This window comes from Phormidesmis priestleyi ULC007, from assembly GCF_003003695.1.
In the GTDB taxonomy this organism is placed as follows: Bacteria; Cyanobacteriota; Cyanobacteriia; order Leptolyngbyales; family Leptolyngbyaceae; genus Phormidesmis_A; species Phormidesmis_A priestleyi_A.
This window is the reverse complement of the sequence record NZ_PVWG01000018.1, coordinates 19,339-34,996: the sequence shown is the minus strand read 5'-3', so window position 1 is coordinate 34,996 and position 15,658 is coordinate 19,339. Positions and strand designations below refer to the sequence as shown.

The 15,658-nt window shown below is 47.2% G+C and carries 18 protein-coding genes; 13 read left to right on the top strand and 5 right to left on the bottom strand.

Features of this window, described 5'->3' with window-relative positions:
* Positions 1 to 462 precede the first annotated feature (462 nt).
* The 10 genes from C7B65_RS15660 to C7B65_RS15620 all read left to right on the top strand — a co-directional run bounded on the left by C7B65_RS15660 (position 463) and on the right by C7B65_RS15620 (position 9,830).
* Positions 463 to 1,674 carry a YdcF family protein gene (locus C7B65_RS15660; protein ID WP_073069647.1) on the top strand — a complete coding sequence of 404 codons (1,212 nt, stop codon included), beginning with the start codon at positions 463 to 465 and terminating at the stop codon, positions 1,672 to 1,674.
* Positions 1,675 to 1,783: 109 nt separating this feature from the next.
* Entirely contained in the window at positions 1,784 to 3,544 is a 1,761-nt protein-coding gene (locus C7B65_RS15655) for an ABC transporter ATP-binding protein (protein ID WP_073069646.1), read from the top strand.
* A gap of 171 nt (positions 3,545 to 3,715) precedes the next feature.
* Positions 3,716 to 4,309 (top strand): pepsin/retropepsin-like aspartic protease family protein, encoded by a 594-nt coding sequence (locus C7B65_RS15650; protein ID WP_073069645.1) that lies wholly within the window; start codon positions 3,716 to 3,718, stop codon positions 4,307 to 4,309.
* Positions 4,310 to 4,337: 28 nt separating this feature from the next.
* Complete coding sequence (locus C7B65_RS29630; protein WP_397428385.1) at positions 4,338 to 4,457, top strand: DUF6888 family protein; 120 nt, start codon at positions 4,338 to 4,340, stop codon at positions 4,455 to 4,457.
* Positions 4,454 to 4,648, top strand: a complete 195-nt coding sequence (locus C7B65_RS15645; protein ID WP_073069644.1) for a DUF6887 family protein — start codon at positions 4,454 to 4,456, stop codon at positions 4,646 to 4,648. The genes C7B65_RS29630 and C7B65_RS15645 overlap by 4 nt, the downstream gene beginning before the upstream one ends.
* A 96-nt stretch (positions 4,649 to 4,744) precedes the next feature.
* The gene (locus tag C7B65_RS15640) at positions 4,745 to 5,035 is read left to right on the top strand and encodes a nucleotidyltransferase family protein (RefSeq protein WP_073069643.1); all 291 of its coding nucleotides are present in this window, start codon (positions 4,745 to 4,747) and stop codon (positions 5,033 to 5,035) included.
* 131 nt (positions 5,036 to 5,166) lie between these two features.
* Positions 5,167 to 6,429: a BaiN/RdsA family NAD(P)/FAD-dependent oxidoreductase gene (locus C7B65_RS15635; RefSeq protein ID WP_223257282.1), complete on the top strand. Its 1,263-nt coding sequence runs from the start codon at positions 5,167 to 5,169 to the stop codon at positions 6,427 to 6,429.
* A gap of 360 nt (positions 6,430 to 6,789) precedes the next feature.
* Positions 6,790 to 7,380, top strand: coding sequence for a Uma2 family endonuclease (locus C7B65_RS15630; RefSeq protein WP_073069642.1), 591 nt, complete (start codon positions 6,790 to 6,792; stop codon positions 7,378 to 7,380).
* Positions 7,377 to 7,610, top strand: a complete 234-nt coding sequence (locus C7B65_RS15625; protein ID WP_073069641.1) for a hypothetical protein — start codon at positions 7,377 to 7,379, stop codon at positions 7,608 to 7,610. The genes C7B65_RS15630 and C7B65_RS15625 overlap by 4 nt, the downstream gene beginning before the upstream one ends.
* Positions 7,611 to 7,619: 9 nt before the next feature.
* Complete coding sequence (locus C7B65_RS15620) at positions 7,620 to 9,830, top strand: helicase-associated domain-containing protein (protein ID WP_073069640.1); 2,211 nt, start codon at positions 7,620 to 7,622, stop codon at positions 9,828 to 9,830.
* 8 nt (positions 9,831 to 9,838) lie between these two features.
* On the opposite strand, the gene C7B65_RS15615 is transcribed toward C7B65_RS15620, so the two are convergent.
* The 4 genes from C7B65_RS15615 to C7B65_RS15595 form a co-directional block, all read right to left on the bottom strand.
* A complete protein-coding gene (locus C7B65_RS15615; RefSeq protein WP_073069639.1) occupies positions 9,839 to 10,171 on the bottom strand; it encodes a type II toxin-antitoxin system PemK/MazF family toxin in 333 nt (110 codons plus the stop codon).
* A 162-nt stretch (positions 10,172 to 10,333) separates the two neighbouring features.
* On the bottom strand, positions 10,334 to 10,579 hold the full coding sequence (locus C7B65_RS15605) for a DUF2281 domain-containing protein (protein WP_073069638.1): 246 nt from the start codon (positions 10,577 to 10,579) through the stop codon (positions 10,334 to 10,336).
* 289 nt (positions 10,580 to 10,868) lie between these two features.
* On the bottom strand, positions 10,869 to 11,138 hold the full coding sequence (locus tag C7B65_RS15600) for a type II toxin-antitoxin system RelE family toxin (RefSeq protein ID WP_073069637.1): 270 nt from the start codon (positions 11,136 to 11,138) through the stop codon (positions 10,869 to 10,871).
* Positions 11,135 to 11,344, bottom strand: a complete 210-nt coding sequence (locus C7B65_RS15595; RefSeq protein WP_073069636.1) for a hypothetical protein — start codon at positions 11,342 to 11,344, stop codon at positions 11,135 to 11,137. The genes C7B65_RS15600 and C7B65_RS15595 overlap by 4 nt, the downstream gene beginning before the upstream one ends.
* A gap of 109 nt (positions 11,345 to 11,453) precedes the next feature.
* Between C7B65_RS15595 and C7B65_RS15590 the strand changes: the two genes are divergently transcribed.
* The 3 genes from C7B65_RS15590 to C7B65_RS15580 all read left to right on the top strand — a co-directional run bounded on the left by C7B65_RS15590 (position 11,454) and on the right by C7B65_RS15580 (position 13,609).
* The gene (locus C7B65_RS15590; RefSeq protein ID WP_073069635.1) at positions 11,454 to 11,714 is read left to right on the top strand and encodes a hypothetical protein; all 261 of its coding nucleotides are present in this window, start codon (positions 11,454 to 11,456) and stop codon (positions 11,712 to 11,714) included.
* Positions 11,711 to 12,130, top strand: coding sequence for a type II toxin-antitoxin system VapC family toxin (locus C7B65_RS15585; protein ID WP_073069634.1), 420 nt, complete (start codon positions 11,711 to 11,713; stop codon positions 12,128 to 12,130). Before C7B65_RS15590 ends, C7B65_RS15585 begins: the two co-directional genes overlap by 4 nt.
* 126 nt (positions 12,131 to 12,256) lie before the next feature.
* Positions 12,257 to 13,609: an MATE family efflux transporter gene (locus C7B65_RS15580; RefSeq protein WP_073069633.1), complete on the top strand. Its 1,353-nt coding sequence runs from the start codon at positions 12,257 to 12,259 to the stop codon at positions 13,607 to 13,609.
* Positions 13,610 to 13,827: 218 nt separating this feature from the next.
* Here C7B65_RS15580 and C7B65_RS15575 read toward each other — a convergent pair whose 3' ends face one another.
* On the bottom strand, positions 13,828 to 15,600 hold the full coding sequence (locus tag C7B65_RS15575; RefSeq protein ID WP_073069632.1) for a GAF domain-containing sensor histidine kinase: 1,773 nt from the start codon (positions 15,598 to 15,600) through the stop codon (positions 13,828 to 13,830).
* Between the last annotated feature and the right edge of the window lie 58 nt (positions 15,601 to 15,658).

Below are 15,658 nucleotides of genomic sequence, written 5' to 3'. Positions count from 1 at the left end.
ATCTCGATCGCCGTTATTTTTTCTTTTTGCTCCCAAAAAGCTCTTGCATTAGGAGAAAAAAGATTACAACAAACACAATTCCTGCCAGAATTAATTCCACCGATCGTTACCTCACTGTCTACAACACCCTTCTAACTGACCAAAATTCGCGCTGCTTAGATTTAAGCTTGCGTTTGGGAGTGACAATCCTGCATTTTGCACGACTTTTACCCTTTTTGAGCCAGGTTAGCGCCGAGAATTCTACTAAAGTTCTGCACTTTAAACTTCAGTTTGAAAAAAATTGCGGCGATCGTACTTAATTTTGGATGACAAATCGGCAATTTTCGGTACAATCCTAGACGAAATGGGGTTTTGAGGCATAAATGCCTTCCTGAATGCATGACTGATAGATTAACTTCGTGCTTTATGAATTGAGTCTAAATACTAAACGAGGTTCGCCACAGAACTTTAAGGAATTACAGCATGGTCTTATTGGTAACAGACGTATTTGTGCTCTTGACCCAGGTGTTGCTTTGGATTGTCGTGGGGCTTTTCACCTGGTATGTTTTGCTCAAAGCACTGCCTAGAGCATTTTTAGGCGGATTAGTTATTTTGCTGCTGCTAGGAGTGGCTGCCATCACTTTTTATCGAGGTGGCCCGGCTGAGGGGCTATTTGGAGATATTTGGCAGGTTCTTGCTATTCCATTTAGCCCTTTGGGGTTAATTCTGATTTTCTTGCTAATCGTCTTACCAGGAATTTTTAGGGGGACGGTTTCTAAAACGGGCTTAATCTTGCTCAGAATTGCAATTCCGTTGCTGCTGATTTTGAGCATCCCGGCGGTGTCTTATTTTCTGGGTCAACGCGCAGAAGCTCAAGCCCTACAAATCACTCGTGCGGCTCCGGCAGAGGCAATAGGAGGACGGCGCGTCATCGTGCTGCTAGGTCAAGGCACGACTCGGCTCCAGCTTCGCCCGCGAACTCAGCCTGCTCCTGCCCCGACACCCAATCAAAACGCTCAAGCACCGCTGATTCAGCCGCCACAGCCATTAACTGAAAATGCCTACAATATTCTGACTCAGCAGCCGACTCAACTCACCGAGCAGGGCAATCGCTTAATCTATGCGGCGCGACTTTATCAAGAAGAAGTGACGCGGGGCAACAATCCTCTGCTGGTGGTGAGTGCTGGGTCTAGAGAGGAACGCGATCGTAAACAGGGCGAGACGCGAGAAGGCACCGCAGAATCAAGAGATATTGTGAGATTTTTGCAAAGTCAGGGCGTTCCGTTGGGCGGCATTTTAGAAGATAACAATAGCCCTACCATGCACGACAGCGCGTTCAACGTCCGAGCATTGCTGCGCTCTCGACAGGTCAACTTTGGAAATCAGCTTTTTTTAGTCACCTCTGCGATCGAGATGAGTCGAGCGGCACTGACGTTTAATCGAGAGTTTAATAATCAGGGATCAGAAACAGTCGTCACGATCGTTTCTCGCCCCACTGATTTTCATACGCTGCCGCAGCGCGACTCACTGCGACGGCGCACTCAGGGTCGAGATTTAACTGAGCGCAGTTTTCGCTTAGGTGATTTGCTGCCCAACACTCAGGCATTTGTTCTGAGTTCCCGCGTGATCAATGAATACATTGCCTCTATCTATTATTTCCTGCGGGGTTGGATTAGACCCGTCAGCACCATCTAAACCCAATTCCAAATTGCGATCGAACGTAGGGGCACGACATGTCGTGTCTCTACATTGGAGATAGCGATAGGATGAGAGAGTTTCTAAATTTTTGATAGAGTCCCTAATCATGGCGCGTTCCCAACTTCAAAAACTAGGGGTTTATTTACGTCCCCACTGGCGCAATACGGCGTTGGGCATCGGCACTTTGCTAGTTGTGAACGCGCTGGCGGTTTACATTCCGCTGTTGATTCGAGACGCGATCGACGAGTTAGGAGTCACCTTCAGCGTCGATCGTGTTTTATATTTTGTGGGGCTGATCTTGGTGCTTGCCTCAGTGATGTGGTGTGTGCGAATGATCTCGCGAACTTTGCTGTTTGGGGTAGGGCGGCAAGTTGAGTTTGATCTCAAGCAAAAGATTTTTAATCATTTGCTCAGGCTAGAGCCGTCTTATTTTGCGACGAATACGATCGGAGATCTAATCAACCGAGCGACGAGCGATGTCGAAAACATTCGGCGCTTGCTTGGCTTTGCGGTCCTGAGTTTGGCAAACACAACCTTTGCTTATGCCCTGACGCTGCCTGTCATGATGCGGATTAACGTGAGATTGAGCTTGATGGCAATCTCGGTCTATCCGTTTATGTTGATTTTGGTGAATTTGTTTAGCCATAAGTTGCGAAATCAGCAGCTTGCCGTGCAAGAAGAACTCTCGACCATGAGCGAGTTGATTCAAGAAGACATGAGCGGCATTGCGCTGATCAAGATTTATGGTCAAGAAGAAAACGAGCGTAAGGCGTTTCGGCAATTAAATCGGCAGTTGTTGAATGCGAATCTGGAACTGGCAAAGACTCGCAATACGCTGTTTCCAATTCTCCAAGGTTTGGGTTATTTAAGCGGATTGATCTTGCTGTGGTTTGGCGGTGGCGCGATCGCCAGTGGCACAATCTCGGTCGGTGATTTCATCGCGCTCTTGCTGCTTGTTGGACAGTTAGTGTTTCCGACAGCGCTGCTGGGCTTTACGATCACAGCTTACCAACGGGGTGAAGTGAGTATCGATCGAGTCGAATCTATTCTCACGGTTGAACCCAAAATTAAAGATAAACCTGATGCAATTCCGTTAGCGATCGACCAGGTGAAAGGCAGATTAACGGCGCGAGATTTGCTTTACACCTATCCCACCAGTGAGCCAGAAAAGGCAGTTCCGGCGCTCAATCACATCAGCTTTGAGATTGCTCCAGGGGAAACTGTGGCGATCGTGGGGGCGATCGGCTCCGGCAAATCCACCTTGGCAAATGCGCTTCCTCGCTTATTAGATATTTCGCCGGGTCAATTATTTTTAGATGGATATGACATTACAAGTTTGCGGATTGAAGATTTGCGAAGCGCGATCGCTTATGTACCGCAAGAAAGTTTTCTATTCAGCACGTCGATTAAAAACAACATTCGCTATGGCAAGGTTCATGCAGAGTTATCTGAAGTTGAGTTAGCGGCAAAACAAGCGCAAATTCACGATGAGATTCTTAACTTTCCGCAGCACTATGACACGATCGTCGGTGAGCGAGGCATCACCCTTTCTGGCGGTCAACGACAACGGACTGCTCTTGCCCGTGCGCTCTTAGTCGATAGCCCGATTTTGATTTTAGATGATGCGCTGTCGAGTGTAGACAACCAAACCGCTACCCAGATTTTGAGAAATCTCTCAGAAGGAACCCAGCGTAAGACGGTAGTGTTTATTTCTCACCAACTTTCGGCGGCGGCATCTGCCGATCGGATTTTCGTGATGGATCAAGGGCAAATCATGCAATCGGGAACTCACGGGCAATTGCTAGAGAAAGACGGCTTGTATCGAACTCTGTGGAATCAAAATAAGCTCGAAGAAGCCTTGAAATAGGCAGAAACATTAAGCCCAGAAATAGCGATACCTCAAATCCTCAGTGGAAGCAGTAGCCGAAGTTACTGATACCTTAAAGTTAAATTATCTTAAAGTTGTGGATTAGTCAGTTTGCTTTGAGGCTATTAATAGGGCAATCAGGTTTACAGCAGAGATAGGGTGTACCTAGTGATGAGTACAGATTCTAATCAGAAAATTGACTATCTTTACAAAGAGTATACAAGACTCAGCGAAAAGTGTGATGAACTTATCAAGAGTACTTTTGATGATTTCAAACTCTTTGGAGCAGCAGGTGCAGTGATAGTTATATGGAAGCCTATTTCTGACCTAATTGCACCTATAAATTCTAAGCTTGATTCTAGTTCTATTTTGTTTTTAGGTTTCTTAAGCATATTAGCAGTTATCGACATAATTGGATATTTGTTTCTGATTAAGCAGGCTTATGGATGGTATTTTGTTTACAACCTTCAAGCTTATGAAATAGAGATAAAGAAATTTCTAGGAGAAGCAGAAGACTCACAGCTTTTCAACTTTAATATGGGAAAGAGTGAGCAGAGGTTTATTACAGGCGTTTATAAGACTTCATTTAGGTCTCTCCTGATAGTCTTCTTTATTGTCGGTACTCTTCTACCATTTATAGCATTGTGCTATTCAAAGATGCTGTATGCAGTGATTTATTTACTACTATCATTGATAAGTTCGATAACCTACTACCAACTCTTTAGACGAATGATGAAGCAATTTTCTGACAAAAGTTATCTTTAAATTCTAAATACTGAATGCTTATGGAGAGGTGAGGCAATGTAGAAGCATTGAACTCGTTAGGATAGATGAACGCACTGGAAACTTATACGTACTTGTTGAAGAAAATCTTGATTTTGAGATTAAACCAACTGGAGGATACGAGCCATGACATCTGCAAACTATAATGATTTGATGAGCCTTGATGAGCTACGTCATTATGTTTTGACTAATCGAGAAGACTTAGCAGCTTTTCAAGTGTATATCGATCGTTCAAAAGCTTCAGGACGAATGATTAGCATCGATCCAAAAGATGCTGGATGGGAAAGATTTAGCACGTCAGATGCAACGAGCAACCTTTGATGATCTCGGCTCAAACTAACAAATCTTTTCCGACTAAACGCAGCGATCGCACCATTTCAACGACAGTAGATCTTTCTCCTAGTTGTAGGCTGTGTAATGCGACAACATGAAGCCCTTGCAATACTGACCAACCATCAGAACACGCTGAAAGATTTTGGCGTGAAGTCTCTTATTCTGTTTGGTTCAGTGGCAAGAGATGAAGCGCGAATAGACAGCGATGTTGATCTGCTAGTAGAGTTCGATCGTCCAATTGGTTTGTTCACGTTTGTCCGTCTAAAACGATACCTAGAAGAGATTTTAGAGAGTTCGGTTGATTTGGGTACGCCCGACTCACTCAAACCTTACCTACGAGAGCCTATTTTCCGGGAGGCTATTCGCGCCTTCTAGAGATTGGCAAAATAGAGTAAAAGACGTGTTGGATGCGATCGCACAGTTTCAACGACAACTACCACCGCTCGATCAATCTCATCGCTCCTCACCCGTTAGAATTAAGTCTCTATCGTTTTTAACCAAATTCTTTGTTATCTCAACCGTTGAAAGTGGTCGTGATTGGAGGAGGAGCGGCTGGCTTCTTTGGTGCGATCACCTGTGCCCAAACCAACTGTAGCGCTGATGTGACGCTGCTCGAAGCGAGTCGGCAACCGCTCACCAAAGTGCTCGTGTCGGGTGGCGGACGCTGCAATGTCACCCATGCCTGTTTTGATCCGGCAATCCTGGTGCAGAACTATCCCAGAGGTAGCAAAGCGCTGCGGGGTGCCTTTAGTCAATTTCAAGCTAAAGATACGGTCGAGTGGTTTACAGCGCGAAACGTCAAGCTCAAAACCGAAGCAGACGGGCGAATGTTTCCGATTACAGACAATTCTGCCACGATCGCTCACTGTCTAATTCAACAAGCTCAAGACGCTGGAATTAATGTTTGTCTAGGAGCCAGCGTTAAATCAGTTATCAAAAAAGATGGCGCTTTTGAGATTGAATTGCGATCAGGCGAAGTTCTCAACGCCGATCGATTATTAATTGCGACGGGCAGCAATCCCCAAGGCTATCAGATTGCGAAAGAGTTGGGACATACGATCGAGCCGACTGCCCCTTCTCTGTTTACGTTTAACTTGACGGACGATCGCCTAGAAGATTTGTCAGGAATTGCCGTCGATCCGGTGCGGTTGCGGTTGCAGGTAGGCGACACCAAACTAGAGCAAACTGGAGCGCTGTTAGTGACGCACTGGGGCTTGAGCGGCCCGGCGGTGCTGAAGTTGTCTGCGTGGGGTGCTAGAGTTCTGCATGAGCATCGTTATCAAGCCACGCTGGTGATTAACTGGTTGCCCAAGCAAAATCCAGAAGCGCTGCGGCAAGAATTGTTGGCAGTCAAATCGCAGTTGCCGAGACGAGCGATCGGGTCGAGTTGCCCAGTGCTGTTACCTCGTCGTTTGTGGGAAAAACTCACGGCTGCTGTCGGCATTCATAAAGAAGCTCGCTGGGCAGAACTCTCAAATAAAACGCTCAATCTGCTGATTCAAGAACTGACTCAAGGGAAATACACTGTTAATGGAAAAGGAGTATTTAAAGAAGAATTTGTCACCTGTGGCGGCGTGAATCTTAAAGAAGTCAATTTCAAAACGATGGAGAGTCGCTGCTGTCCGGGGCTTTATTTAGCGGGCGAAGTGTTAGACATTGATGGCGTTACGGGCGGGTTTAACTTCCAAAGCGCTTGGACGACGGGCTATATTGCCGGGCAAGCGATCGCAAGAGATTCTCTCGTAGAACTGACAGAACAGCGATCGTGATTTAGCGTGAGTGCGATATCCTGAGATTTAACTTCAAGACTTGACCCGATTAGTAACTTAGGATCGTGGATTAACAACCTGTAAAAGTCCTCTGATTTGTCGTCGCCGAGACTTTTGCCCCCTAAATCCCCCACGAGTGAGGGACTTTGAAACCAGAGTATTAGCTCAAAGTCCCCCAGAATGAGGGATTTAGGGGGCAAAAGCCGACCCAAACGCAGCGACAAAGATTGGTGTACACCGTAGCTCCTGAGGGGGAGGGCGAGAAGTTACACCTTAATAAATCCACGTTCCTAAGTTGATCGACAAAGCAGCGTAAGGCAAACTGGAGGGCGAACACTATGTGGAGCGAAGCTAACGCCAATGACGCAAGCCAAACCCCGATTTAGAACGATTGAGGAATATCTTGACTATGACGATGGCACTGACACCCGTTATGAACTGGTTAATGGGGAGTTAGTTGAGAAGGGTGCTGAAAGTACGTTGAATACTCAGATTGCTGTTTTTCTGATTGCAGCTTTTTTGCAACTGGGCATTTCCTATAGTCGATTGGGAATCAAGCAGCAAATTTCTGTCAGTAGCAGCGAAGTCACAGCTAGGGAGCCTGACTTGATGGTTCATTCAGAAGAATCTGCGATCGCTATCAGTGGTCAGAAGCAAGCTCTACTCACTTTTGAGATGCCTATCCCGTCGCTGGTGATCGAAGTCGTCTCACCAGGGAAACCAGGTAGCGATAACTACAATCGTAACTATGTTGAAAAACCGAAGGAGTATGCAGCGCGAGGCATTCCTGAGTTTTGGCAGATTGACCCAGATAGAACAGTATTAGCAGTGTTGACTCTCAAGGATGAGGCTTATCAGTCGAGAAAGTTTCGAGGGGACAATCAAGTTGTCTCTGTTATGTTTCCTGACTTACAACTGATGGCTGATCAAATCTTGAGGGCGGGAGGATGACAAAACGCAAAGCGGTCACCTCAAATCAAGCGATCGCTACCCTGCACGATCGGGTGTCGCTGATCGAGGTTGCTACGCCGCTTTTACTCACTACTCTGATGTCTAATCCGCGAACTGCGCCGTTTATTCTCACACGATTGAATGACCTGACGGCGATCGTGGCACCCGGCAAACTCGACGAATTATTAGAACGTCTTAAAAAGTTGGGGCAACTCCCCAAAGTGCTGTAGGAGGTGATGATGGTTCCTTTGCGATTTGACACCTATCTGACTCAACTCGCGCAACCGATCGTCCAAGACATGGCGAAGTCTTGGGGGTTTAGAGGCAAACAAACGTCTAAAAGTGAGTGCATTGCGGCGATCGCTCGTGGGCTAAAAGACGCAAAGCAGATTCAGCAATTAATCGCCGAGTTAAAGCCTTATGCACGATTGGCATTAGAGCTGGCAAAAGCCCAAGGCGGCAAAGTTTCGGTTCGCACGGTGATGATCACGGCAGCGCTGTTGGGAGTTGAGCAGCCCGATCTCACCAATAAATTTGGCAACGAAGCGATCGCTTATGCTCACGAGTTGATTCGTAGCGGTGTATTTATCGCGACTCATTCGATCGATGGTTATTATGGCTATGGGCTAAATTTTGAACAACTGCTCTCTGATGAACGAATTCTAGAACAGGTTAGCGAACCTCACTTTCCGACCTTAGATCTCAAAGAAACCGCCGCCCCTAAAATTTCTTCTTATCGTCGTCCTGCCAGTGTGGTGTTGACGATTTTGGGCTTTATGCAGGCAGTCTCAGGGTTGGGAGGTCTGAAGCTAACTAAATCGGGCACTCCTCAAGTCAACAGCCTCCGCAAGTTGACTAAGGCGCAGCGTTGGGAAGAAGACGGTACAGAAATCGATGGGTTTTGGTTTCCGCAACCGACGATCGCCCTAACAGCAGCGAGTGTCTATTCAGGAATTTTGACTACCCACAGGGACGACACTCAGCTAGAGTTAGCTGCGCCGATCGAAACCTTTGCCAATCGTCCTTACCCGGTTCAGATCAGTCAACTGTTGGTAGGGTTTAGCGTCGCGGCTGAATGGACTGAATGGAAAGCCAGCAGTTTTTTTGATGCCAGCAGCTATATTGAGGCGCGTCAGATTTTATTGCTGGTGCTAAAGCTGTTGCCGTCTGATCAATCTGCCTGGTTTAGCCTTGATGATTTAGAAAAATTTCTGTTCGATCGCATCGGCGATCGCTTCTCACTGACCGGGTTTATTCCATCCCAATTTCGTGCGGCGGGAGTTGACCCAGAAGAAAGCGCTAAACGCTGGAGAGATCGGCAGCGCAAAGAATGGCAGCAACGCGAAAAACATTGGTTTCGCTACGCATTATCAACATGGTTGTATCTGTTAGGAATCGTCGAATTAGGCTGGAATTCACGATCGGAATTCTCGAATCAAAATGAGGCGATCGTCAGTTTTAGAGTCACCGAGTTAGGGCAAATGATTTTGCATCCCGATTTGGCTGCATCGTTTGTCGAGATGGCTCCGCAACCTGCATGGATTGTGCAACCCAACTTTGAGCTTTTGGTCTATGTTGATGAAGTCGCCCCGTCTCAAATGATCTTTCTCGATCGCTATGCCGATCGTCTCGACATTCAGCAGCACACTGCCCATTATCGCCTCACCCGTGAGTCAGTTTATCGAGGGTTAGAGCGCGGCGGATCGCTAGAAGAATTTCTCAACGCACTGCGAACTGGGGCAAAGGTTCCGGTGCCGCAAAATGTAGAAATCGACCTTCAACAATGGGGAGGATTGCGAGAACAAATTACATTGCGACGCGAAACGCAGATGATTGAGTTTGCAGATCATCAATCAATGCAAACGGCAATGAATCAGGGAGTGAGTGGCAAAATCTTGGGCGATCGCTTTCTGCTAATCGATCAAAACACGCCAGCGATTGAGGCATTGATCAAACAAAAAATCCGCTATGACCAGCCGTTAAGTCGCTGCTTAAAAATCGGTGAAACCGGAGAAGTAACGCAAGTAAAGTCAGTCAAGGATCTGCTATTAGAAACGCAGCTACAGCGATGGATGGAGAAAGATTCAGATAACACTTGGACACTGACTCAAGCCAGTGTCGTTAAAGCGGCGCAAGCAGGCAACAAAGCCAGTGATATTCTTGACTTTTTAGAAGCCAGACGCACTGACGAATTGCCACCCTTATTAAAAGTGGCGTTAACTGCCTGGGCAGGTCGTCCACCCACGCTTGAGATGGCAGAAATTGTCGTTTTGCGTTGCACCAACTGGGAGGTATTTGACGCGATCGCCCGCAGTGAGATACTACGATCTCGTTTCGTGGCGCGGCTGTCTCCCGATTTATTGCTGGTCGATCGTTCTCAGCTTAAAAAGCTTAAACAAGATCTGGAGTGGTTGGGCATTCAGCCGCTTGAGCAGTTGCGAATGGATTAAATTAGCGTCTATAAGCCTAAACAATACCGAACGGCTGCTTCAACTTGCTCCATCTTCTCGGCAGAGATCTGTCCAGATGGTTTTGAAGGAAACCGATCGGCATCTAGAGATCGAAGCTGAAAGCAGAGAAAAACAGTTTCTAGAGACAATCCGCTTTCTGCTGTGAAAACGCGAACATTGGTTGGATAGTCACGAGAAATATTTTCGCCTTTAGTTCCGACGACCCCAGTAACAACGAGGGGTAGTTGATTAATCGCATCAATAGACAAAACTAGAACAGGACGTTTAAGTAGCTGAGTGGAATTAAATAGAAGACCCTCATCCCCAACCCTTCTCCCCAAGAAGAAGGGAGCAAGATTCAAAGTCCCTCTCCCTAGGGAGAGGGATTTAGGGTGAGGGCGATTTGGGCATCTTACATTTAATTAGGTCTGTCTACTTACCAGCTTGTTCCCTGCCCTGAACCGGGTTGAGATTGACAAAGTAGATTTGTCCCCGCTGAATGCTCATTGAGAATTTAGTCCATCCATTTCAGCGATCGCAAACTCTAAATCAATGGCAGCAATTTCAGCTTGAATCTCTGGGTCATTTGCCATTTCTGCTATTTTTTTATCCCAGTTCATTCGTTGCGTAGTGTTTTGATTTCGTTGAACCAGAAAATCAACGAAATTCTCAACTTCAATCACTTTCTCAGGGGGAAGTTGCCGGATTTTCTCTAGCAGCTTTTGCTCAGAAGTTATAAGTTTGTTCATCCTGATTGTGCTTCTCTAAATGGTATGTCGATCCTACCTTATGAACGATTGGGCACAATCGTATCGCGCTTTGCTATCGATCTGAGCGATCGCCCGCAGTGAGATACTACGATCTCGTTTCGTGGCGCGGCTGTCTCCCGATTTATTGCTGGTCGATCGCGCTCAGCTTAAAAAGCTTAAACAAGATCTGGAGTGGTTGGGCATTCAGCCGCTTAAGCAACTGCGAATGGATTGAATTAGGTCGAGATCCTCACCTTATTTCATGGGAACGACTATCGCAGTCTACCCATTAGGGAAAGTATCGGTAAATCTCTCTTCGATGCAATACACGAGCAAAAGTGATTGTTTCCTTAAGCGTGAACAAGCCAATCCGATAATCACCGACGCGAATCCGGTACGCATCGTCAACCCCCTTGAGCCTTTTCAAACTGCTGATTTCTCCCAGAGATGTAGATCGGGGAATCTCTTCAAACACGAGCGCATTAATAGCTTCAAAGCCGGGTGTGCTTTTGAGCGCTTTCAAATCCTTTAGAAAGCTGGGTAAATATTCAACCTTCACTCTGCTGCCATTTCCTTGAGTGCTTCCTCTAAGCTCAAAGGAATTTCGTTACGAACCTCAGCCACTGCGCGGTAAAGCCCTTCATCTTCAAGCGCTTCAATCAATTTCTGATAATCTGCAACATCAATAACGACTTTGCGGATGTGCCCCTCAGCATCGGTAATGAATTCTTGTGCAAAGGGATAGTCTTTAGCTTGAGCGTTCATTCACTTTGTTTCTCTAGCAATCCATCAATTTTAGTCTGTAAACGGTTGTGCATCACCGTCTACAATACAACTAGAATCGAAAAAACTTTAGTACTAACTATGGTGTCTGATGAAACAGACAATAGAAATTTCAGATGATCTCGTTCTGCTGATTCAGAGCTATTTACAAAAAAATCCAGACCTCACGATATCAGATTTGATTCAAGAAGCGTTGGCACCAAAACTTGGGTTAGAACTATTAGAAAAGGATTCTGTAGCGAGTGAAGTTGCGGCTCCACAACCCAAACAGGTTGAGAAATTTATGGCATTATCAGGAATCGTTAAACAGGCCCCGCACCACTCTGATGAGCGTGCAGAGGATTACGATTGAAGCAAATTGTTTTAGATGCAAGAGCGTTAATTGCCCTGTTCTATGAGAACGATCGCTATCATGCAGAAGCAGAACTTGGATTTCGTCAGCTTTTTCAACAGAAAACGATTCTTTGGATGCCCCTTCCAATTCTCTTTGAGGTCTATAAGTGGTTGCTGAATCATCAACGCTATGAGATTGCTTGCGATGCACTGACGCTCATGCTGGATGTTCTGCAACCTGTTTTTCTCGCTCAATCTGATGTGCTAACGCTACAGCGAATGATTCAGTCATTACCAGGTTGGAGTGGGAGTTTAGAGGATGCATCTGTTGTGATTCACACTGCTCAACGTCGTCGTTGCCCAGTTTGGACGATGAACTACCGAGACTTTGGCACAATTCAAGATCTACAATTTTGGACACCTGAACAAAAGTAGAAGGGAAATGCTGATTCTGCAACACCCAAAATTGCTCGATCGGAAGAAGACATGACCCATCACAAAGCTATAGTCTGAATCTTTTACACACTTCTTTAAAAGAGTCAGTCTGAATCTTGATCCACAATGACTCGTTTACCCCAAAATTATCCGCTTCTGTTATTCAAGGAAAGCCAGATTATTCTCCGTCTCGCCATTCCGGTGATGGCGGCTCAAGTTGGGCAAAATCTGATGACGTTTGTAGACACCGTAATGGTCGGGCACTATAACGCGCAACATCTCGCCGCGATCGCCGCAGGAACGATGTTGTTTTTCCCGCTTCAAGTGTTTGCAAATGGCGTTTTAATTGCGCTGTCTCCGATCGTGGCTCAGTTTTATGGATCGGGTGAACGACACGAGATCGGTGCCTATGTGCGCCAAGGTCTTTATTTGAGCCAGTTCATCGCGCTGCCGATTGTCTTGATCGTCCGGCATCTTTCTCCCGCGCTCAGTTGGATGGGCATAGAGCCAGGTGTCGTTGCGATCGCAGATGGTTATATCAAAGCGATTAGCTGGGGTCTTCCGGCAGCGTTTGCGTTTATGGCGCTGCGGCTGTTTAACGAAGGCATCGCCGTCATGAAGCCCGGAATGTATTTCACACTGGTGGCGCTGGGGTGCAACATTGTCGGCAACTCGGTGCTGATCTACGGTCGGTTTGGCTTTCCAGAACTTGGAGCCGTAGGAGCCGGATGGTCAACGGCAGTATCGTGGTGGATTATGCTCGCGTGTATGAGCGTCTATGTCGTGATCAATCGGCAGCTTAAACCCTTTAATCTGCTAGAGCGATTTGACCGACCCAGCGCGAGGAAACTCTTAGAACTGCTAAAAGTGGGGATTCCGATCGGGTTGAGCCTGATTCTAGAAGTGGGGATGTTTGCCGTGACCACACTGCTGATCGGCGGGCTAGGAACCAATATTTTAGCGGGGCATCAGGTGGCGCTTAACATTGCCGCTATGACATTTATGGTGCCGTTGGGGTTATCGATCGCGACTACCGTTCGAGTTGGGCAGTTAGTCGGGCAGGGCAATTTTATAGACGCACGATTTAGCGGCTTGACTAGCCTCGTGATTTCGGTGGCGATTATGACGAGTGCGTCTCTGGTGCTGGTTTGCTTGCCGATGACGATCGCCGGACTTTACACTAACGATCCGCAGGTGAAAGCGATCGCAGTCCAATTGCTGATGATGGCGGCAATTTTTCAGATTTTTGATGGGCTGCAAGTCGTGGCGATCGGCGCACTGCGAGGTTTAAAAGATACGCGAATGCCCATGCTGTTTAATTTAATTTCTTATTGGGTGGTAGGGTTGCCGATCGGCTATTGTCTCGGCATTATTGGCCCCTTTGGCGCTCAAGGACTATGGGCAGGATTCATCGCCGGACTTTTGATGTCTGCATGCTTGAACAACATTCGGTTTTTTCGGTTGACTAGAAACGTTTAGGAACGTGGATTTATTAAGGTGCAACTTCTCGCCCTCACCCTAAAGAGCTACGGTGTACACACAAGTCTTTGGCACTCGTTTGGGTCGGCTTTTGCCCCCTAAATCCCCCATTTTGGGGGACTTTGAGCCAAGACTCCAGTTTCAAAGTCCCCCACTCGTGGGGGATTTAGGGGGCAAAAGTCTCGGCGATGACCAATCATAAGACTTTTACAGGTTATTTAATCCACGATTCTTAGCAGGGGTAGTTTAAGCGTGAAAGTAGCTCCTTGTCCTTCTCCAAGGCTATCAGCTTCAACGGTGCCGCCGTGTGATTCGACTAATTGCCGAACGATCGCTAACCCCAACCCCAACCCGCCAAAGTGCCGAGTCGTAGCGCTATCTGCTTGCCGAAAAGACTCAAACACAAACGGCAAAAAGTCAGGCACAATCCCCTTTCCGGTGTCGCTGACTTGAACTTGAGCGTGATTATCAGCGACCTGCTTTAAGTCAACAACGATTTTTCCCTCGGCAGGTGTAAACTTGATGGCATTTGACAAAAGATTCCAGACCACTTGCTGAAGTCGGTTCGCATCGCCTGACACCCAAATCGGCAGGGAAGGCGGCTCAAATTTAACCGCGATCGTCTTGGCTTGAGCCGCTAATTGCAGCGTGTCGATCGCTGACTGAATCGTCACATTTAGATCAACGGCGGCAATGGTGAGGCTGAGTTTGCCCTGCACAATTCGCGAGATATCTAATAAGTCGTCAATGAGTTGCGTCTGTAATATTGCATTGCGCTCGATCGTTTCTAGCGCTTGCTCGGTTCTGGCAGGGTCAAGGGTGCGCGATCGCAGCAGTTTTGCCCAGCCTAAAATTGGGTTAAGTGGAGTCCGCAATTCGTGAGAAAGAACGGCCAGAAATTCGTCTTTCATGCGGTTAGCGGCTTCGGCTTGGGTACGGGCTTGCTGCTCATGGGCAAGCATTTGGGTGCGGGTTTCTTCGGTCTGTTGGCGCTCTAGCTCGGTTGTAATTCGCAGGGCAAAAATCGTCAGCAGAGACTCAGCAAGCTGCACATTTTCTAAAGGTTTGCCATCCATCATGCTCAGTAACCCGATCGCAGAACCCGTTGAGTCAAAAAAGGGAATCGCAATATAACTTTCGATATTGAGAGGAGCCAATAAGGGTGCGTCAGGAAATTGCGCTTGTACTCGATGCGGATAGCAGCAAATCGTGCGTTTTTCGATCACGGCTTGACAGGGCGTGTCTTTAAGCAAATAGTCAAAATTTTCGCTAATTTCACCCTGAGCGCACACTGCGATCGTTTGAATGGCTTTGTCTTCGTGGTCAACCACTAGCCCAATAAAGGCATATTCAACGTTTAAAACTTTGGCAAAGTGCAGCACGAGCGCTTGAAAAAATGCGTTGCCCGTCACCGCCGAAACGCCTTGGGTAACCGTCAGAAGAGCAGCATCGGCCTGAGCAATTTTTTTGGCGGCAAGCCGTAGCTCTAGCTCATCAACCACCATCGCGGCGAGATCGATCAACGTCGCTTTTTGGGCATCGCTTAACGCTTCTCGCGGGTTACCGTCTAGCAAACAGAGGGTGCCCAGGTTATAGCCATCATGGGTCATCAGGGGCGCACCTGCATAAAAGCGAACGCCTGGTTCACTGATTGCAAAAGGGTTGCAGGCAAAACGATCGTCTTTGCGAGTGTCAGGAACGACGAGAATGTCGTTATAGAGCAACGCAAAATTGCAGATCGCGTCGCCCCGTGGCACTTCGCAAAGATCAAACCCATAGCTCGACTTAAACCAGGCACGAGAGTGATCGACTAACGAAACCAGCACGATCGGCATATCAAACAGTCGTGCTGCGAGTGTTGTGATCCGATCAAACGCAATCTCAGTAGGGGTGTCGAGAACGTGATATCGCCGCAGTGCTTCCAGGCGTTCGGCTTCGTTAGTGGGGAGGGGAATTGAGGGGAAGCGATCGGGAGGCAGCGCGTCAAGCATTTAGACAAGTCGGCTCGATGTGACGGTCAACACTACTTATTATCTAACCACAAGTAGA

Bases quoted from the DNA above. Each gene is read 5' to 3' on its own strand.
- C7B65_RS15655 (WP_073069646.1), top strand. From the start codon at position 1,784: ATGGCGCGTTCCCAACTTCAAAAACTAGGGGTTTATTTACGTCCCCAC.
- C7B65_RS15620 (WP_073069640.1), top strand. From the start codon at position 7,620: ATGGTTCCTTTGCGATTTGACACCTATCTGACTCAACTCGCGCAACCG.
- C7B65_RS15605 (WP_073069638.1), bottom strand. From the start codon at position 10,579: ATGAACAAACTTATAACTTCTGAGCAAAAGCTGCTAGAGAAAATCCGG.
- C7B65_RS15650 (WP_073069645.1), top strand. From the start codon at position 3,716: ATGAGTACAGATTCTAATCAGAAAATTGACTATCTTTACAAAGAGTAT.
- C7B65_RS15580 (WP_073069633.1), top strand. From the start codon at position 12,257: ATGACTCGTTTACCCCAAAATTATCCGCTTCTGTTATTCAAGGAAAGC.
- C7B65_RS15630 (WP_073069642.1), top strand. From the start codon at position 6,790: ATGACGCAAGCCAAACCCCGATTTAGAACGATTGAGGAATATCTTGAC.
- C7B65_RS15625 (WP_073069641.1), top strand. From the start codon at position 7,377: ATGACAAAACGCAAAGCGGTCACCTCAAATCAAGCGATCGCTACCCTG.
- C7B65_RS15660 (WP_073069647.1), top strand. From the start codon at position 463: ATGGTCTTATTGGTAACAGACGTATTTGTGCTCTTGACCCAGGTGTTG.
- C7B65_RS15590 (WP_073069635.1), top strand. From the start codon at position 11,454: ATGAAACAGACAATAGAAATTTCAGATGATCTCGTTCTGCTGATTCAG.
- C7B65_RS15645 (WP_073069644.1), top strand. From the start codon at position 4,454: ATGACATCTGCAAACTATAATGATTTGATGAGCCTTGATGAGCTACGT.
- C7B65_RS15640 (WP_073069643.1), top strand. From the start codon at position 4,745: ATGCGACAACATGAAGCCCTTGCAATACTGACCAACCATCAGAACACG.
- C7B65_RS15575 (WP_073069632.1), bottom strand. From the start codon at position 15,600: ATGCTTGACGCGCTGCCTCCCGATCGCTTCCCCTCAATTCCCCTCCCC.
- C7B65_RS15595 (WP_073069636.1), bottom strand. From the start codon at position 11,344: ATGAACGCTCAAGCTAAAGACTATCCCTTTGCACAAGAATTCATTACC.